Genomic DNA, 18057 nt, shown 5'->3' on the forward strand with positions numbered 1-18057 from the left:
GCTTTAAAATGAGTAGGTTATGCCTCCTATCAGGTTTAAACTTTTAACCGGGTAATTCACGAACCTTTCATACTTGTTGCCAAGCAGGTTGTTGGCCATCACGAAAATCGTAAAGTTATTCGTGAATCTGTAGTCCGCTTTAAGGTTCAGATCCACAATGGTATCTGTCTCGCGCAACACCGAGGTTCCGTCTGGCCGGTAAATCCTGCCATACGAGCTCCCAATATAATAAAGTTCTGAATTAAAGAGAATCTTGTCGTAGAAGTTATAGGTGCCGTAAACGCTTGCCATCATCTCGGGGCGGTGAAACGCTTTCTCTAAGCTGGCGGTGTTATACTTGTTATAATCAAGCTTTAAACCCAGTCGGACTTCATCAGAATAATTGAAAGATGCATCCGCAAAAAAGTTTAAAACATTGGTTACGCCATCGTCATACACGAGGTCAAATTTTGTAGAATCTGCGCGGGAGTTGTTGTAAAAGTATAGATTCCGGAAGTTCTGGTATGCCACACGCCCTACCAGGTGCACGTAGTTGTAGATATTGGCATCAAAACCGCCGTAAATTTCCAGTCCTTTGTTAATATCAGCTACCTGCACGCCGGGCGCCAGCCATGGGTTTTCCTGCGTCAGCTCGAATAAAGTAACTCTTTGCACATCGCCTCCCAAGCCTGCATATATCAGCAGGTTATCTTTTATAGGCTCAGCCGAAATACGTACTGTCGGGTAGACATTCAGCTTGCGTGCATCATTTACTTCATCGCTGGTATAGGCTACATTGGCACCAATGGCCAGGCGGAAAGCATTCAGCTGGCGCTCATACGTAGGGTTAAGTTTAAATAAAGTACGGGTTACAGTGGCAGAATCCTGATAAGATATAAAAGAGATATCCCCGTCTACTTTAAAGGCCGACATGTCATCGATGGCATACTCGCTGCGCAGCCGTAGTGCCAGGTTGCTCTCGCTCATGTCGTAGCGGTTGTTCAGGTAATTGAACCTGATATCTGTTTTGAACAGAAAAGGGACATCAGAAGATTTGTTGTGCAGGAAAGCCTCGGCTGCAAAACGGTTGAACACCTGTTTTATCGTATCCTTGTCTACCTCGCTTTCCAAATCAGGATCGTAGCCATAAAAATTATACTTGTCGCGCCCATAGTGCAGCCTGCCGCCTACAGTCAGTCCCTGCAGGTAACGCTCGCCATGCACGCTGATGGCGCTGTTGGACACAGCAGAATTGCCCTGATCAACGGGGCCGCGGCCTGAGGCCACGTGGCTCACTTCCGCGCCATAATCGGCGTCTTTGCTGCGCTTGTTGTGAAAGTATCCTTTCAGATAAAGCGTGGCATAGTTGCCGATGCCCGCTTTCAGGTAATTGCCGTACAGCTTACTCAGTTCATCCTGTTTAATGGTGAGCACCTTCATCTGCAGCTCAATGTCCTGCGACGGCAGGCGGTAATCGCTGAAACGGTACAGCACGTTGCGGTCAGTGACGGCAGGCGGTTCAATGCGGAATTTCTCGTAGTTACGGGCGGCCTGCGGCAGCTCTATCACGCGGTTCTTCTCCACCACCACCTCGGCATCCTCCAGTTTGGCCCCTTCATTCCAGCCGGTGTTGGTCTGCGCGTGCGCGCTGTTCAGGTAGCTGTAGCCAACACTCAGGACAATGGCAAGCGAGGCAATTCTGACTTTATTTTTCATGGTAATGATTCTGTTCTGCTAATTCTGACTGACTACTTCTGCTCTTCCTGGGATTGTGGTTGCCGTTGCTGTGTAGAATCAGGCGTGGGCACCATCTCCAGTTGGATCGAGTCTGCAGCTGCGGCAGGCACCGAATCCAGCGCCGGCTGCAACTGCTGCACATCCTGCAACTGCTGCACATCCTGCAACTGCTGCACATCCTGCGGCTGCTTGCCATCCAGCTTCGCCAGCTTCTGCTTCGCTTCTGCTACTATAGCTTTGTCGGGCGAGTTTTCGATGATGGAGTTGAGCGTGGCACGGGCCTGGAAAAGCTCTTTCTGGGCTGCATAGTTGTCTGCGATGATCAGGAACGACTTGCCCAGCCATTTCTCATAGTTCGAAAACTTGTTGTTAAAGGCATAAGCAGCTTCCAGCGACTCTTTATACTTCTTCTGTTTGTATAAAATTTCTGCTATCAGGTATTGTGCTTCTGCACCATTTATGTCCGAAGCTGATTTTGCAGCTTCCTGGAATTCCGTGAGTGCCTGATCCAGGTTGCCCTGTGCGTAGCTTGCCTTGCCACGGAACAATAGCCCTAAATTGTAAGCATTCAGGGAGGCATTGCCCTGGCTGATTAACTCGTTGGCTACCCGTTTGGTCGATTCATAATCGTTCGTGCGGAAATAGCTTTGCATCAGGCCGGTCAGGGCTGTCTGCTGCTCTTTGCGGTTGGTAGCCAGATCGCGCAGGCGGCTGTAGTATTTAATCGCTTCCGGATAATTCTGTGCTTCAAACTCCAAATCCGCCACTTTCTGCACGGCACGGTTCACATAGCCCGAACGGTTTTCGGCGATTACTTCTTTCAGGAGCTCTTTTCCCTTTGCTATGTTGTTCTGGCGCAGGTACGAATCTGCCATATAATATCGGGCATCCGGCACAAATGAGCTCTTCGGGTAAGACTTAATATAAGCTTCGAACTTAGGCGCTGCCTGGTCATACTTCTCGTTGAAGTATAATGTCTTAGCAGCTTCAAATTCAATGGTTTCCAGCGCCGTGCTTTCCGGGTTGGCCGTTTTATACTTGTTCAGATATTCATCTAATTCGTTGCTGCGGTTTTCGGAGCCCAGCACTTCCTGCAGGCTATACAAAGCCCCGCTGGCTACCTTAGAGGCCGGGTATTCGTCGAGCACCCGCTTCTGGTCAGCGATGGACTTGTCGTACTGGTGCAGGTTGGCATAGGCCGTGCCGCGTTTCTGCAGGGCATTCGGTACCAGTTTGCTGTCGGGCATGTTCTGGATGAGCTTGGTGAAGGACGATACTGCCGCTTCATAGTTGCCGGACTCATAATCAATCACGGCCAGCTGGTATTGCGCATCATCCAGGTAACGCGACTTCGGATACTTGTTTATCAGCTCCTGTAAAGCATTTTTGGCTCTGTCGTTTTTATCGATAATACTCAGTATAACGCCTTTCTGAAACAGGGCATAATCCCTGTCCGGCGAGCTGGTCGAAATCACGCGCTCGTACAGGTTCAGGGCTTCGTTGTAGTTTTTGTTGACGTAGTAGGTATCGGCCAGGCGTACGGTAGCGTCGTTATAGTTCGGGTTGCTTGGCTTTATCGCATCCAGGTAAGCCTTGAAATGCGTCATGGCCTTGTCGTACTGCTTGGTGTTGAAATAGGCGTAGCCAATGCCGTAGCGCGACTTGATATAATAGTCTTCTTTGGGATTGGGTGCTGTGCGGAACACCGCTGCATAGCTGTTGATGGCATCGTTGTAGCGTTGCCCGATGGAGTATGCCTCGCCTTTTAAGAAATGGCTGGCAGCGGTTACTTCTTTGTCGTACGGATACTGCAGCGACTTGTCAAGCGTTTGCACTGCCTGCGGGAACTTGGCGTTATTAAACAAATCCACCCCATAATAGTAAGCTACACGCTGATACGTCTGCAAAATACGCCAGCTTTTCTTTGGCAGGCTCTCGATGTGGCGCATGGCCGCCGCATAGTCGTTAGACCCGAAGTAGGATTCGCTTAGCAGCCTGTCAGCTTCCTCAGCCTGCTCGGAGTCAGGATAGTTTTCGTTGAAATTTGCCAGCGCATTAATCACCTCCCGGAAGTTGCCCAGCTCATAATTCACCTGCGCATACTTGATGGTGGCCGCCTCTGTTACTTCCTTGTCCTTGTCATTTTTCCGGGCCTGGTCAAATGCGGTGAGGGCAAACTGCTTGTTATCATCTTTCAGATAACTCAGCCCCAGGTAATAAGCCGCATTCTGGCCTAATGAATCTTTCTGCAGCGCCACTTCCTTAAAGTTGGCGATGGCGTTTTTATAGTTGTTGTTCTTGTAATCTGTCAGCGCAATTTTATACTGCACCACTGGCTCCAGTTTGCGCTTGCCCTCTGCAAACTGACTGAAATACTTTTCAGCTGTTTTATAATCGGCTTTCTGATAATAGGCATCACCCACCAGCAACGCAATTTCATCGGCCTGCTGCACCGGCGGTGTCCTGGCCAGAGCCGCTTCGCCATAGCGAATCAGCTCCGCCATATTGTTTTGCTTGTACAGGATTTCGGAAATCATGTAAGGCACGATGTTGGCGTACGCCTCGTTCTTTTCCGCTATCTGTAAATCGGCCCTGGCGGCGGCATAGTCGCCATTACGGTAGGCAATATAGCCGGCATAGTAGTTAGAGGCATAAGCAAAGCGGTGCTCGTCCTCGCGGAAGCCGGTGGTTTTATTTTTATCGAACCAGATTTTAGCGTTATCGAAATCTTTGGTGGCGAAATAAGAGTAGCCCAGTTTGAACTCCAGTTCCTTGGTTTGTTTGATACTGAGCAGGTGTAGCGGCGCATCTTTTAAAAGCTCAATAGCCTTTTTATAATCCTTCTGCTCGAAGTAGTATAGGCCGAGTTCATAGTTTGCCAGCGCTGTTTTAGGATGCGTCGGGTATTTGTGCACGAAGTTGAGGATGAGCTGCTCGGCATCGGGGTGCAACAGGTATAAACCGCTGAGGGCATAGTAATACTGCGCATCCGCTGTTTTGGCATCGTCGCCAATTAGCTCGATGTACTTTTTGAATGCTTCCTGCGCCGCGCCATACTTGGCCCGGTCAAACAGCTCCACCCCTTCGTGGAAATACTTCTCATTGGAGGCAAAAACCTGCGTATGCTGCGCCGCCGCTATGTGCGAGCCGCCCGCCAGTACCGACGCAAGCGCTACTTTGTAAGCTATCTTCATATGTTTCTTCACCTGCCCGCAAAGGCAAAATTGTACTGTAATGAGAGGAAGTATAAAATCCTGTTTCAACTGCCCCGGCATCTGTTCCGCCAGGGCAAGTTGTGTTCAAAGTTAGTAAAATTTAGAAAGCGGCAGCCTCCTTTTGCGACTATATTCTTCCGGCGCCGCCGGTATGATACTTATACAATGGAACAAACCTGCAGAATATTGTCTGCTGTGGAAAACTTGATGCCAGCTTAGCCGGCAAGCACCCGCGGTATGGGGTGCAGCATCTTGAAAACAAGCTCCCGCAGGATATCAGCCTCGCCCATATTGCCACCCGTAATACCTTTTACCTGCAAATCGGCCACGCGCAGGTAGTGGATGATATCGATGCAGCGCTGCGGCGGAAACACACGCATGGCCTGCACATAATCCTTTACTTTCCAGGCCTGGTTGCCAAGGCTTTTCTTAAGCCCGGCCTCCGATTTATCCGGCTGCAGGTGCAGTGTCAGGATTCTGGTAAAAAAAGAAAACAGCAATGACAAATTGGGAATCAGCGGGTTATTTTTTGGATTGGCCTCAAAGTAATGGATGATGCGGTTTGCCTTCAGCGCATCGCGCGCAATCAGCGCCGACTGCAGTTCAAAAATGTTATACTCTTTGCTGATGCCCACGTTTTCCTGCACGGCCTGCTCGTCCAGCGTCGCACCGGGTTTCAGGTTCAGCAGCAGTTTGTCTATCTCGTTGGCCAGTCGCAACAGGTCTGCACCGATATACTCGCTCAGCATCAAAACCGCTTGTTGTGTGCCTTTTATGCCTTTGCTTTTCAGGTAATGGTTTACCCAGGCAGGCACCTGGTTGTCGTACAGCTTTTTGGTGGTAAGCAGCACCGCGTGCTTGCCGATAGCTTTGCCCAATGCCTTGCGCCCATCCAGCGACTTATACTTGTGGCAGAAAACAAGGATGGTAGAAGGCAGCGGATTTTTCAGATAGGCCTCCAGTTGCTTCATGCCTTCCTCCTTCTCCAGGTCGGCCATACTTTGCGCCTCCTTTACAATCACCACCGAGCGATCCGACATCATCGGGAAGCGTTTGGCCTGCAGCAGCACGGTGGGCACGTCTACGTCTTTGCCATACAGCACTACCTGGTTAAAGCCTTTCTCATGTTCCTGTAAGGCGTGCGCCTCAATGTAATCTGAAATCAGATCAATGTAGTACGGTTCTTCGCCCTGCAGAAAGTATACCGGCGCAAAAGCCCGGTTTTTCAGCTGCTCCAGAATGCTTTCGGGTGTATGCGCCATAGTGGTTGTAGGGGATGTAAGTATAAAGCGGCAGTTGCGCACCGCTCCTGCAAATTTAAGGTATAGCTGCTAAAGTTAAAGTATAAATTGCAGGCAGGGCATTGTTGTGGGTGTAAGTATAAGGGAGCAGTTTATACCTGCCGCGGCTCCTCTCCTACAAATTTAAACCTTCCTAGAGCAAGATGAAGGGAATGTTTGAAAATAAAAAGTATAATAGGTGATAAACAGAGCTATGAGAGCAGCGGGAATTTGCTGGCAATTGCCGCTGCTCTCATAGCTCTGTTTATAGAAGGCCTTACCAGCAGAACCCTTTACAACAGGCGGGTTCCGCTGGTAATTCGATTTTCATACAGCTAATTTGGAAGGATTCTGCCTATTGTCGAAAAGGGTTAGAATTTCAACAGACTGCTTGTTTATTCTATAGTAGATAGTGATTTGAGAGGACAGAACCGAGCGCCTGACATTTTCCCTGTTGCTGGTCAGGGGATAAAGAAGGGGACGTTGGGAAATAAGACTGATTCTGCGGTCAATCTTTCTGAAGAATTTTGATATCTCAGTCTCTGTCCAGTTATTGGTCAGGTATTCAATGATGTTATCAAGGTTTGATAAAGCTAGATTTGTCCAGACTATTTTATAGCCATTTTTCATATCTCTTTCTTACCTCTTCATGCGCCGTAACTTTGCCATTCCGTGCATCTTCCAAACCCTGATCAATGGCATCCCTTTCTGCCGGAGATATTTCTTCCCACCAATCAGTTTGGGTCGACTGCGTTTCTTTTAAAAGTTTTACTCTTTCGATCAGCGTTTGGTCTGTCAGTCCGGCAAGCCATTCTATAAGCTTTAATTTTTCTGCTTGAATATTCATGACAAATTCTTTGTATCAAGTTTAATATTTTAAGTTCGTGTCCTTTATACTTTTTCTTTTTATGGCATGTTGCCTAATGGTTTATTATACGTTGCCCTTTATTTCCATCGGTCCGGCTGGTAGTGATTTATTTATTATCTTTCTGACTTGAGGAACAAGCTCATGTAGAGTCGGATGGGAGTTAGCCTCGGCATTTAATATAATTACTGCAATGGGATATATTTGAAATTCTGCTGGAATTGTAAATTCTTGTAAAATGTATATAATGCATCAAAAGCCTCCTACAGCATCAGCATTAACAATTCTATGTTCTTTTTGCTATTCGATCTCTTATCCAATACAGTTTAAACTTCATACTTAGGAAAATCTAATTTTGACTTCTTTGGCAAATTTTCGTGAAGCAACAGCTTCATAAATTTTATCGGTGCTTCCTGAGGTTAAAATCTTATGAGCAATCAATCGCGCTGATGGCCTGTTCATTAGAAAAATTTTGAAAATCCTCTAGAGACGCATTAATAGACATACCTTTTCTAAATGCCAGAACAGAGTCCAAGCGGAATCCAAGTCCCGCTAAATACCGGTTATCCATTCTGTGACTAAGGATCAAGGGTTACATATTATATGTTCAAATAAATGAAACTGACACATCAATTGACTTTTAGGTTTGCGTATAACGTGCTGGTGCAGCCGGTGGGCGAGGCGTAGCCGAGCATAAAGGCTGAACTTTGTTACCTGCTGTTATTTATTTTCTCAATCCAGTCTTCTTCAAACCTATCTGGTATAGTATCAGTCTCCCACGAATAAATGTGTCTGAAATAGTACTTATTGCCCCTGCTGTTCCTTACCAACTTAAATTGTCCGTTGTCTTGCCTTCTGTAGATTACAAATTCTGTGGTATCAACCAGCATTTCATTTCTCCCATGGAAAGTCTTGCTTAGATAGTCTACTTCATCTGAGTTAGAAAAGCGGTATAGGTCTAAATCATACCCTGTCCCAAATCTGCCGAAGTAGTTTGTCTTCTTGTTTGTAATATCATAAATGAGCTGATAGTTGACACCACACCCTAGTCCAGTACATGGAGAGGAAGTCAGTAGTAGCCCCAACAGCTCGTACTCCCCAAAGTTGTAGTACTTGACCTGTTGAAGATAGTTGACAAAATTCACACTGTCTTTGTCTGTATCCCAGACGTCGTTGAGGGTTACAGCTTTGCTAGTGTTTACTTTATTTCCATTAATAATAAATTCAAGTCCCCCTTCTGGGGTATGCTCCCATATTAGTTCTACATCAAGGAAGCTAATTCGCTCCTGACTGATGTTGTTTACAGTAACAGTTGGCTCAATTCGCTTCTGCTCCAGATACTCTTCGATTATTTTTTCATACTTATTCGTTTCAGCTTTGCTGCCGCTACTCATATTAGTTATAATGCCCTTGCTGCATGAGTATAAAAATAAAACCCCTACTATTATAATTATGTATTTAATTGAATTCATATTCTAGTTGCAAGTAACGTTTAGTACAGGCTGCGAACGAGGCGTAGCCGAGGATGGAGCCTGTGCCGTGTTGGGAAAAGGCTTTCTTTCACTACTCTTTTATATCGTCTGTTAACTTCACCTCACTATCAACCAAAACTTTAAAGTGTTCCTCTGTTAGTTTGAAGTAATCAGGGTTTAGAATCACATAATCGCTGTGGTCATAAGACTCGCCAATTAATTTACCTCCGACTCTAAAGAAGGCATGGTAAAAATCTGCGTCGCTAAAGTAATCAGCAAGAACATCTATTATTTCAGCCTTATTCTTTTCAGTTAAAGTAATCTGCCATTCAGAATTTACAAAAGGAAGAAGCTTTTTTGCTCTTAGACTTTTTTCAGGGTTATATTCTTCTTCAGTCCAAGTAGAATTTAGTGTAATAGTACAGTCTGCCTGGCAGCTATCAATGATGGCTATAAGTTTATTCAGAAACTGAAACTTTGATAATTTCATAGCTTAGTGCTTTTTCCCAACTATTTGATAACAGGAACTACTCCTGCTATCTGCATTATGTATAGAGTTGGTAACTTCCTCATCTCCATTATCATCATCCAATATAGCAAAATAAGTATAAAGTATAGCTATATTCTACCGGTGCAATCCCAATCTCACAACTCTTTTTTATCTTTGCCCCGAACAGACGAAACAGGCATACATGAATTTGATAGAAGAATTGCGTTGGAGAGGCATGCTCCATGATTTCATGCCAGGTACCGAAGAGCAACTGGCCAGCGGCATGACGTCCGGTTACATCGGCTTCGACCCAACCGCTACATCCCTGCACATCGGCAACCTGGCTACCATTATGCTGCTGGTGCACCTGCAGCGCGCGGGCCACAAACCCATTGCGCTGGTAGGCGGCGCTACAGGTATGATCGGTGACCCTTCCGGCAAATCGGCGGAACGCAACCTGCTGGACGAAGCAACGCTGCAAGCCAACCAGCAAGGTATAAAAGCGCAGCTCGAGAAGTTCCTGGATTTTAACAGCGGCGCCAATTCTGCCGAAATCGTGAACAACTACGACTGGTTTAAAGAGTTCAGCTTTTTGGGCTTTTTGCGCGAAGTGGGCAAGCACCTGACGGTAAATTACATGATGGCGAAAGATTCGGTGAAGAAACGCATCAGCGCCGATGAGGAAGGCGACCGTGCCGAGGGCCTGTCGTTTACCGAGTTCTCGTACCAGCTGATACAGGGCTATGACTTTTACCACCTCTACAAGTATAAAAACGTGCGCCTGCAGATGGGTGCTTCTGACCAGTGGGGCAACATCACCACCGGTACCGAACTGATACGCCGCATCGACGGTGGCAAAGCCTTTGCGCTGGTGGGCAAGCTCGTTACCAAAGCAGACGGCACCAAGTTCGGTAAATCGGAAGGCGGCAACGTATGGCTTGATCCCGAACTGACTTCGCCTTACAAGTTTTACCAGTTCTGGCTGAACCTCTCCGATGAGGAAGCACAGAAACTGATAAAGGTGTATACACTGCTCTCAGAACAGGAGATAGAAAGCATATACGAAGAGCACAAATCGGCTCCGCATCTGCGTGCGCTACAGAAAGCCCTGGCTAAGGATGTTACAATTCGCGTGCACTCCGAAGAAGCATACATGGCGGCTGTGGAAGCATCAGAAATTTTATTCGGAAAAGGTGATTTGGCTACGTTAAAGGGCCTGAAAGAGGATGTTTTGCTGTCGGTGTTCGAAGGTGTGCCGCAGATAGAGGTGGCAGCAACGGCTTATGAGCAAACAGGCACCGTCAGCGATTTGCTGTCGGATGTAACCGGCGGACAGGTTTTCGAATCTAAGGGCGAGGCCAAGCGCATGATCAAGAATGGCGGCGTGAGCATCAACCGCGAAAAAGTGCTTAACCCCGACGATGCCGTGGCCTTTGATCTGTTGCAGCAAAAGTACCTGGTGGTGCAGAAAGGAAAGAAGAACTACTACCTTATTACAGTAAAGTAGCTTATTATAAACCATTTAACACAAAAAAGGCGCCCAAATTGGACGCCTTTTTTGTGTTAAGCCTGCGGGCTTAAACTTATTTCTTTTCTGTGCTGGAGTTTTTTGCATCCTGCACTTCCTTGCGGATATCCTGGGCCATGTTTTTCAGGTCCTGCATACCTTTACGTACACGTGTACCGGCAGCTGCGTTGTTTTTCTCGTAGAACTTTTCGAAATCAGATTCTAAAGACATTACAAGATCCTTGAGTTTGTTGAAGTTGTTGCTCATCTGTGTTATTGATTAAGGTGAAATAATAGGTTTAACTGCTCTAATATACACAATAAATGATAACAAGCAAAAATTAAGGATTTATAATATAGGCCCTTGAATCAAACTAGGCCGTTACTGCCGGACTTGAATACAAACCCTTATCCAGTTTTTGTGATATTTTTTCGAAAGCTGCAATTGTTTCTTCCACATCCTGCAGGGTATGAATGGCAGTCGGGATAAGGCGCAGCATAATCACGTCTTTAGGCACTACCGGGTACACCACAATAGAACAGAAGATATTATAGTTTTCGCGCAGGTCAAGCGTCAGCTGGGTAGCATCCGAAATCTGGCCGTTCAGGAATACAGGCGTTACAGGTGACTCTGTGGTGCCAATGTTGAAGCCTTTTTCACGCAGGCCGCTTTGCAGCGCATTTACCACTTCCCAAAGTTTATCCTTCAGTTCAGGATTGGCACGCAACAGTTCCAGGCGCTTCAGGGCTCCTGCCGTAACCGGCATCGGCAACGACTTGGCGAAAATCTGCGAACGCATGTTGTAGCGCAGGTACTCTATCACCTGCTCGTTGGAGGCTACAAAAGCCCCGATGCTGGCCATTGATTTGGCAAACGTAGAGAAATATACATCAATGCCATCCTGGGCGTTCAGGTACTCTCCCGTGCCGGCGCCTGTCGCGCCCATCGTGCCGAAGCCGTGTGCATCGTCTACAAACAGGCGGAAGCTGAATTTCTCTTTCAGCGCAACTATTTTATCCAGGCTGCCCAGGTTGCCGGACATTCCAAATACGCCTTCCGTAATTACCAGAATAGCGCCGCCCGTGTTCTCAGCCCAGCGCGTGGCGCGCTCCAGCTGTTTTTCCAGGCTTTCCATATCATTGTGTGAGTACACAAAACGCTTGCCCTGGTGCAGGCGCACGCCGTCGATGATACAGGCATGCGATTCAGCATCATACACAATCACATCGTGGCGATCAACCAGCGCATCTATAATAGACACAACCCCCTGGTATCCGAAATTGAGCAACATGGCATCCGGCTTCTTTACAAAATCCGCCAGTTCAGACTCTAACTGCTCGTGCACGTTAGAGTTACCCGACATAATACGGGCACCCATTGGCGTAGCCATTCCCCATTCGGCAGCAGCTTCAGCATCAGCTTTACGCACTTCGGGGTGGTTGGCCAATCCCAGATAGTTGTTAAGGCTCCACGTCAGCACCTCTTTCCCCCTGAACTTCATACGCGGAGCAATGTCTCCCTCCAGTTTCGGAAACGTGAAATAGCCATGCGCATAATGTGAGTGGCTGCCTAAAGGACCTCTGTTGGTCAACAACTTTTCGAATAAATCCACTTGTGTAATGATTAAGTTATCGGGATATTTTGAATTTTAGCATTCGCGCTGCGATTTCAAACGAATTCAGCCATCGCAGCGCCACAAATTTATGTTTTATATGCTTCATAAACAATTGATATCCGGCCGCGGGAACACCTTTTTCGTAGGCCCGCTTTTAAGTATGGCCTCAATCTCTTTTCTTTGATGGTGATTAAAAAATGCTTCATGAGAAAAATAAATAAAATACTGGTAGCCAACCGCGGTGAAATTGCCCTGCGGGTGATGCGCACAGCCCGTGAAATGGGCATAAAAACGGTAGCCATCTTCAGCGAAGCCGACCGCAATGCCCTGCACGTGCGCTTTGCCGATGAAGCCGTATGTGTGGGAGGCCCCAAATCCAGTGAATCATACCTGCGCGGCGATAAGATCATTGAAGTGTGCCGGCAGCTGCAAGTTGATGCCATTCATCCGGGCTACGGCTTTTTGTCAGAGAATGCCGGTTTTGCGAAAATGGCTGCGGCAGCCGGCATCATCTTTATTGGCCCTTCTCCCGAAGCTATCGAATTGATGGGCAGTAAGCTGGCCGCAAAAGCTGCCGTAGCCAAATATAATATTCCGATGGTGCCCGGCACCGAAGAGGCAATTACGGATGTAGAGGCAGCCAAACTGATTGCGCAGCAGGTAGGCTTTCCTATACTTATCAAGGCAAGCGCGGGCGGCGGCGGCAAAGGCATGCGCGTGGTGGAGCGCGTTGCTGATTTTGAGGAGCAAATGCAGCTGGCCGTAAGCGAGGCAACTTCAGCTTTCGGCGACGGCTCGGTGTTTATCGAGAAGTATATCGGTTCGCCGCGCCACATCGAAATACAGGTGCTGGGCGATACACACGGTCATACCGTAAGCTTGTTTGAGCGCGAATGCTCCATACAGCGCCGCCACCAGAAAGTAATTGAAGAAGCGCCTTCTGCTATACTGACACCCGCGCTTCGGGAGGAAATGGGCCGCTGCGCCGTGAACGTAGCCAAAGCCTGTGATTATGTGGGTGCCGGCACGGTGGAGTTTCTGCTGGATGAAAACATGAACTTTTACTTCCTGGAGATGAACACCCGCCTGCAGGTAGAGCATCCGGTAACAGAGCAGATCACAGGCCTGGACCTGGTGAAAGAGCAGATCCTGATTGCAGAAGGCCAGCCGCTGGGTTTCGCGCAGGAAGATTTACACATCAACGGCCATGCCCTGGAGCTACGCGTGTATGCCGAAGATCCGGCTAACAACTTCCTCCCGGACATTGGCCGACTTGAGACGTACAAGCGCCCGCAAGGCCCTGGCGTGCGCGTGGATGATGGCTTTGAACAAGGTATGGATATCCCGATTTACTATGATCCTATGATTGCCAAACTGGTAACCTTCGGCAAAGACCGCCAGGAAGCCATAGACAAAATGCTGCGCGCCATTGATGAATACCAGATAACGGGTATAGAAACGACGCTCTCCTTCGGCAGGTATGTGCTGCAGCATCCGGCATTCGTAAGCGGTCATTTTGATACCAAGTTTATTGAGCGGTATTTTACGCCGGAGGCCTTAAGGGCCAAAGAAGATGAGGCCGCAGATGAGGTTGCAGCTGTATTGGCTGCCGTACTCCTGAATGCGCGCAAGCCAGATAGTGCTACGGCAACTATCGCGTCTTCAGTTCCTGCTGTTTCCGGCTGGCGCAAAAACCGCTTAAAATAGGCCCCGTTTACAAGAGCCACTAAGTATAAAGGCGCTGTAGTTTACTGCAGCGCCTTTATACTTAGTGGCTCTTCTATATTTATACTTTATGCACCTGCTCTTTCGGATTTGTAATTACCAAGTGCTGAAAGCCCTCGCAGCGTGCGCAGCTCCTGCGAAGTCAATGCTATACTTACACCAAATCAAACAGGCTGCGCACACCTATCAGGCGCTCCTTTGTGAAGCCCTCGCCATACTTAGCGCCAATGGCATGGCCCAGTTCGAGCGCGCGCGCTTCGATAAACAGCAAAAACTCCGGCGAAGAGATATAGGTGTTGGGTGAGCTGTCGTCGGGGTTGTAAAACTGGGATTTAAAAGCGCGGATGGTTTCCATCTTCTGTTCCCAGTAAGGTGTAATATCCACCACCACATCAGGAGTTATCAGCCGATCCTGAATATAATGATATACTACTTTGGGCCGCCATACCTCCTGTTGCTGTCCTTGTGCATCCGTTGTTTCAATCATTCTGAGGCCGGATTTAAAACAGGCTTCCGATACAAGTTCTGAACCGCGCCCATGATCCGGATGCCGGTCATGTATGGCGTTCATCAGCACGATTTCCGGTTGGTACTGGCGCAGCTTCTCAATTATTTTAAGTTGATGCGCCTTGTCGTTTATGAAGAAGCCATCGGCAAAGCCCAGATTATCCCGCACCTGCAGTCCCATCACTTTGGCGGAAGCCTCCGCCTCGGCAGCCCTTGTTTCGGCAGTGCCGCGTGTGCCCAACTCCCCCAATGTTAAATCAACAATGCCCACTTTTTTCCCGGCTGCAATGTGCGCAATCAGGGTGCCGGCGCAGCCAAGCTCTACATCATCTGGATGCGAGGCAAAAGCAAGAATATCAAGTTTCATGTGTGTTCTGCTATAATTATCTGATACGCAGCTTTTTACCAACGCGCAGCGTAGTACGGGTACTGATGCCGTTCAGCCTGGTTAGCTGGCTTACCTTTACGCCATACTTCTTAGCAATACCCGATAAGGTATCACCGCTGCGAATAGTATGGTACGAAGACCTGCGGGCTGTGCTTTTCTTGGCTTTCGCTTTGTTGTAGTAATCAAACAAAGCTGAGGTAATCTGAAAATTCTTGCCCTTCAACAGGTAATCGGGGAAATCGTACAGGTTCTCCGGATCAATCGGGTTGCCTTCGTAGCGCACTTCATAATGCAGGTGTGGTCCGGAACTGCGGCCTGTGCTGCCACCGAGGCCGATTACATCACCCGCCTTCAGAAACTCGCCTACTTTGGCAATGGGCTTGCTCATATGGCCGTAAAGTGTTTCCAGGCCGTTGTAATGGCGCACTACAATGTAGTTGCCATAGCCGCCGCCGTCCCATTTATTGATGCGGACCACGCCGTCGAATGCTGCGCGGATGGTGTCCCCGGTATCCAAATCCAGGTCTGTGCCATAGTGCCAGCGATAACCCCGGTAAGCAAAATGGCTGGTAACCGGCGTTTCGGCAAGAGGCATTTTATAGTTGCGGTTCAGGGCCGGCTCGTAGAGTTTAATATCTATGGTATCTTTCAGCTCCCGTCCATCCATGCGATAGGGATTGATGTTGTGCGTGTCCCAGATAGAATAATAGCCGGCAATCTTAATCCAGGTCGAGTCTATCAAAACCTCCTCTGATACTTCTACAATATGCTGCTCGCCTAAATCTAGCTCAGACGTATCTTCACTTACAATGGAAAGTTCTTTTTTAGGATTGAAATACAGCGACTTATCCGCGTCTGAATTTTCATCCGGGAACTCCTCATACTTAATCAGAATGGTTGTATCCGGCCGTACGTACTGAATCTTAGGCGTTTTCACCTTAAAGAGGTCTTTCACTTTGGTCTGGGCATCTGCCTCAGACGTGCAGACAAACAGACTCAGTAAAAAAAGTACAACAGATACCGGTGCTTTTTTTATTAACATTTAACATTTATTTTAGCTTTCTAAAGCTATCGGGCATGTAATTTACGCCTTGAATAACTCTGAAAAAGCTCTTTTATTGTATCCAGCCAGATGCGGCTATGCAAAATACCAACAGGTATGTAACGGAATACAACTTTTATTAATGCAAATCGCGTGCAGCCAGGTAACGTTCGGCGTCCAGGGCAGCCATACAACCTGATCCTGCAGCAGTTACAGCCTGGCGGTAAGTAAAGTCCTGCACATCGCCGCAGGCAAAAACACCGTCAATATTGGTTTTGGATGTACCAGGAATGGTTTTGATGTAACCATTCTCATCCAGGTTCAGGTAACCGGCAAAAATATCAGAGTTGGGCTTGTGGCCGATAGCAACAAAGAATCCTTTTACCGGAATCTCGCGCAGTTCGCCTGTTATGGTGTTTTTCACGCGTACGGCTTCCACACCATCAGTGCCCAGTATCTCATCCGTCATGGTGTTCCAGAGGATCTCTATGTTCCTGGTCTTTTTTACACGTTCCTGCATTATGAGCGAGGCGCGCATTTCTTCACGGCGCACAATCATGTATACTTTGCTGCACAAGTTAGCCAGATAGGTTGCTTCTTCAGCGGCCGTATCCCCTGCCCCCACAATGGCGACATCCTGACCCCTGTAAAAAAAACCATCGCACACTGCGCAGGCCGATACACCGATGCCATTGAATTTTGCTTCCGACTCCAGGCCCAGCCATTTGGCCGAAGCGCCGGTTGAAATAATTACGGTATGGGCTTCAATTACCTTCTGATCATCTATAACTACCTTGTGCGGCTGTGACGAAAAGTCAACGGAAGTTGCAATGCCATAGCGCACATCAGTGCCGAAGCGCTCTGCCTGCTGCTTAAAGTCCTCCATCATCTGTGGGCCATTAACCCCCTGAGGATAACCAGGATAATTTTCTACGTCGTTTGTGATTGTCAATTGGCCGCCGGGTTGCAGGCCTTGGTATAGAACTGGTTCAAGACCGGCGCGGGAGGCATAGACAGCTGCCGTATAGCCGGCAGGCCCGGAACCGATAATGAGACATTTCACTCTCTCTATTTCCATATAAACTGGGTGCATAAATCAGGATGCAAATATACAAACTTTCTGAGCATTTGCCGCAGGATCACTCTAAAGTCCTCACAGCGTGCAAAGCTCTTGTGAGTGTCTGGTTTTGCGTTGTAGCAGGCAAGACGCTCGCAGGTCCGGAAGACACCGCAAAGTCTGAGTGGAACTTTTATCATTCAGTTTAACAGGATTCATTGAAAGCATCAATTCGGATGTATGCTTTTCATAAAAACAAAACCCCGGCTTTGCGGCCGGGGTTGTTTTCTTGTTTATACCTGCTTAACCCAAGTATGGCTTCAGGGCTTTGCTGCGGGAAGTATGGCGGAGCCTGCGAATAGCTTTCTCTTTGATCTGGCGTACACGCTCGCGGGTCAGGTTAAATTTTTCACCTATTTCTTCCAGCGTCAGTGAATGCTCACCGTTGAGGCCAAAGTATAAAGTAATTACATCAGCTTCACGCTTGGTTAAAGTAGAAAGAGCACGCTGTACTTCTTTGCGCAGCGAGTCATTCATCAGGCCGGTATCAGGCGATTCTTCGTCCTCGTTCTCCAGTACGTCGAGCAGGCGGTTTTCTTCACCCTGCACAAAAGGGGCATCCACAGATACGTGGCGGCCGGATATTTTAAGCGTATCCACCACTTCGGCGGTAGTCAGCTCTAAAACCTCAGCAATTTCTTCAGGAGAAGGCTCCCGCTCAAATTTTTGTTCCAGTTCAGAAAAGGACTTGGAAATTTTGTTAAGGGAACCCACACGGTTGAGTGGCAGGCGCACAATGCGCGACTGCTCAGCCAGCGCCTGCAGGATCGATTGGCGAATCCACCATACGGCGTAAGAGATGAACTTAAAACCTCTTGTTTCGTCGAAGCGTTTGGCTGCCTTAATCAGACCTAAGTTGCCCTCGTTGATCAAATCGCCCAACGACAATCCCTGATTCTGGTACTGCTTGGCAACTGATACGACGAAACGCAGGTTGGCTTTTGTTAATTTCTCAAGCGCAAACTGATCTCCTTCCCTTATTCTTTGAGCTAACGTAACCTCCTCATCGGGCGTAAGCAAATCTACCTTGCCAATCTCCTGTAAATACTTATCGAGCGACTGGCTTTCGCGGTTAGTAATCTGTTTGCTTATCTTGAGTTGTCTCATTAGAATACAA

General features: G+C 47.8%; 15 protein-coding genes. 2 read left to right on the forward strand and 13 right to left on the reverse strand.

Annotated features, from left to right (window positions below; all coding sequences use genetic code 11):
• Positions 1-3: 3 nt before the first annotated feature.
• The 7 genes from I2I11_RS10195 to I2I11_RS10225 all read right to left on the reverse strand — a co-directional run bounded on the left by I2I11_RS10195 (position 4) and on the right by I2I11_RS10225 (position 9038).
• A complete protein-coding gene (locus tag I2I11_RS10195) occupies positions 4-1695 on the reverse strand; it encodes a TonB-dependent receptor (protein WP_196267604.1) in 1692 nt (563 codons plus the stop codon).
• A 32-nt stretch (positions 1696-1727) separates the two neighbouring features.
• Positions 1728-4910, reverse strand: coding sequence for a tetratricopeptide repeat protein (locus tag I2I11_RS10200; RefSeq protein WP_196267605.1), 3183 nt, complete (start codon positions 4908-4910; stop codon positions 1728-1730).
• 236 nt (positions 4911-5146) lie between these two features.
• On the reverse strand, positions 5147-6193 hold the full coding sequence (gene holA, locus I2I11_RS10205; RefSeq protein ID WP_196267606.1) for a DNA polymerase III subunit delta: 1047 nt from the start codon (positions 6191-6193) through the stop codon (positions 5147-5149).
• A 345-nt stretch (positions 6194-6538) separates the two neighbouring features.
• On the reverse strand, positions 6539-6841 hold the full coding sequence (locus I2I11_RS21560) for a type II toxin-antitoxin system RelE/ParE family toxin (RefSeq protein WP_196267607.1): 303 nt from the start codon (positions 6839-6841) through the stop codon (positions 6539-6541).
• Entirely contained in the window at positions 6825-7058 is a 234-nt protein-coding gene (locus I2I11_RS10215; protein WP_196267608.1) for a hypothetical protein, read from the reverse strand. The genes I2I11_RS21560 and I2I11_RS10215 overlap by 17 nt, the downstream gene beginning before the upstream one ends.
• A gap of 728 nt (positions 7059-7786) precedes the next feature.
• On the reverse strand, positions 7787-8548 hold the full coding sequence (locus tag I2I11_RS10220) for a hypothetical protein (protein ID WP_196267609.1): 762 nt from the start codon (positions 8546-8548) through the stop codon (positions 7787-7789).
• Positions 8549-8639: 91 nt separating this feature from the next.
• Complete coding sequence (locus tag I2I11_RS10225) at positions 8640-9038, reverse strand: hypothetical protein (RefSeq protein ID WP_196267610.1); 399 nt, start codon at positions 9036-9038, stop codon at positions 8640-8642.
• Between the two features lie 202 nt (positions 9039-9240).
• On the opposite strand from I2I11_RS10225, the gene tyrS reads away from it, so the two are divergent.
• On the forward strand, positions 9241-10545 hold the full coding sequence (tyrS, locus tag I2I11_RS10230) for a tyrosine--tRNA ligase (RefSeq protein ID WP_196267611.1): 1305 nt from the start codon (positions 9241-9243) through the stop codon (positions 10543-10545).
• Positions 10546-10621: 76 nt separating this feature from the next.
• On the opposite strand, the gene I2I11_RS10235 is transcribed toward tyrS, so the two are convergent.
• Positions 10622-10813 carry a histone H1 gene (locus tag I2I11_RS10235; protein WP_196267612.1) on the reverse strand — a complete coding sequence of 64 codons (192 nt, stop codon included), beginning with the start codon at positions 10811-10813 and terminating at the stop codon, positions 10622-10624.
• Positions 10814-10919: 106 nt separating this feature from the next.
• On the reverse strand, positions 10920-12158 hold the full coding sequence (locus tag I2I11_RS10240) for an aminotransferase class I/II-fold pyridoxal phosphate-dependent enzyme (protein WP_196267613.1): 1239 nt from the start codon (positions 12156-12158) through the stop codon (positions 10920-10922).
• A 207-nt stretch (positions 12159-12365) separates the two neighbouring features.
• On the opposite strand from I2I11_RS10240, the gene I2I11_RS10245 reads away from it, so the two are divergent.
• A complete protein-coding gene (locus I2I11_RS10245) occupies positions 12366-13868 on the forward strand; it encodes an acetyl-CoA carboxylase biotin carboxylase subunit (protein ID WP_196267614.1) in 1503 nt (500 codons plus the stop codon).
• Positions 13869-14040: 172 nt separating this feature from the next.
• Here the strand turns inward: I2I11_RS10245 and bshB1 are convergent, their stop codons facing one another.
• From bshB1 to I2I11_RS10265, 4 genes are all read right to left on the reverse strand, one after another.
• Positions 14041-14760 (reverse strand): bacillithiol biosynthesis deacetylase BshB1, encoded by a 720-nt coding sequence (gene bshB1 / locus I2I11_RS10250; RefSeq protein ID WP_196267615.1) that lies wholly within the window; start codon positions 14758-14760, stop codon positions 14041-14043.
• 16 nt (positions 14761-14776) lie between these two features.
• The gene (locus I2I11_RS10255) at positions 14777-15823 is read right to left on the reverse strand and encodes a M23 family metallopeptidase (protein WP_196267616.1); all 1047 of its coding nucleotides are present in this window, start codon (positions 15821-15823) and stop codon (positions 14777-14779) included.
• Between the two features lie 139 nt (positions 15824-15962).
• On the reverse strand, positions 15963-16901 hold the full coding sequence (gene trxB / locus I2I11_RS10260) for a thioredoxin-disulfide reductase (RefSeq protein ID WP_196267617.1): 939 nt from the start codon (positions 16899-16901) through the stop codon (positions 15963-15965).
• Between the two features lie 282 nt (positions 16902-17183).
• On the reverse strand, positions 17184-18047 hold the full coding sequence (locus I2I11_RS10265; protein WP_048920485.1) for a sigma-70 family RNA polymerase sigma factor: 864 nt from the start codon (positions 18045-18047) through the stop codon (positions 17184-17186).
• Between the last annotated feature and the right edge of the window lie 10 nt (positions 18048-18057).

It is taken from the genome of Pontibacter rufus, assembly GCF_015694705.1.
GTDB classification, from domain to species: Bacteria; Bacteroidota; Bacteroidia; order Cytophagales; family Hymenobacteraceae; genus Pontibacter; species Pontibacter rufus.

Excerpts from the sequence above, each read along its gene's own strand:
- I2I11_RS10195 (WP_196267604.1), bottom strand. The coding sequence starts at position 1,695 with ATGAAAAATAAAGTCAGAATTGCCTCGCTTGCCATTGTCCTGAGTGTT.
- I2I11_RS10200 (WP_196267605.1), bottom strand. The coding sequence starts at position 4,910 with ATGAAGATAGCTTACAAAGTAGCGCTTGCGTCGGTACTGGCGGGCGGC.
- holA (WP_196267606.1), bottom strand. The coding sequence starts at position 6,193 with ATGGCGCATACACCCGAAAGCATTCTGGAGCAGCTGAAAAACCGGGCT.
- I2I11_RS21560 (WP_196267607.1), bottom strand. The coding sequence starts at position 6,841 with ATGAAAAATGGCTATAAAATAGTCTGGACAAATCTAGCTTTATCAAAC.
- I2I11_RS10215 (WP_196267608.1), bottom strand. The coding sequence starts at position 7,058 with ATGAATATTCAAGCAGAAAAATTAAAGCTTATAGAATGGCTTGCCGGA.
- I2I11_RS10220 (WP_196267609.1), bottom strand. The coding sequence starts at position 8,548 with ATGAATTCAATTAAATACATAATTATAATAGTAGGGGTTTTATTTTTA.
- I2I11_RS10225 (WP_196267610.1), bottom strand. The coding sequence starts at position 9,038 with ATGAAATTATCAAAGTTTCAGTTTCTGAATAAACTTATAGCCATCATT.
- tyrS (WP_196267611.1), top strand. The coding sequence starts at position 9,241 with ATGAATTTGATAGAAGAATTGCGTTGGAGAGGCATGCTCCATGATTTC.
- I2I11_RS10235 (WP_196267612.1), bottom strand. The coding sequence starts at position 10,813 with ATGAGCAACAACTTCAACAAACTCAAGGATCTTGTAATGTCTTTAGAA.
- I2I11_RS10245 (WP_196267614.1), top strand. The coding sequence starts at position 12,366 with ATGAGAAAAATAAATAAAATACTGGTAGCCAACCGCGGTGAAATTGCC.
- bshB1 (WP_196267615.1), bottom strand. The coding sequence starts at position 14,760 with ATGAAACTTGATATTCTTGCTTTTGCCTCGCATCCAGATGATGTAGAG.
- I2I11_RS10255 (WP_196267616.1), bottom strand. The coding sequence starts at position 15,823 with ATGTTAATAAAAAAAGCACCGGTATCTGTTGTACTTTTTTTACTGAGT.
- trxB (WP_196267617.1), bottom strand. The coding sequence starts at position 16,901 with ATGGAAATAGAGAGAGTGAAATGTCTCATTATCGGTTCCGGGCCTGCC.
- I2I11_RS10265 (WP_048920485.1), bottom strand. The coding sequence starts at position 18,047 with ATGAGACAACTCAAGATAAGCAAACAGATTACTAACCGCGAAAGCCAG.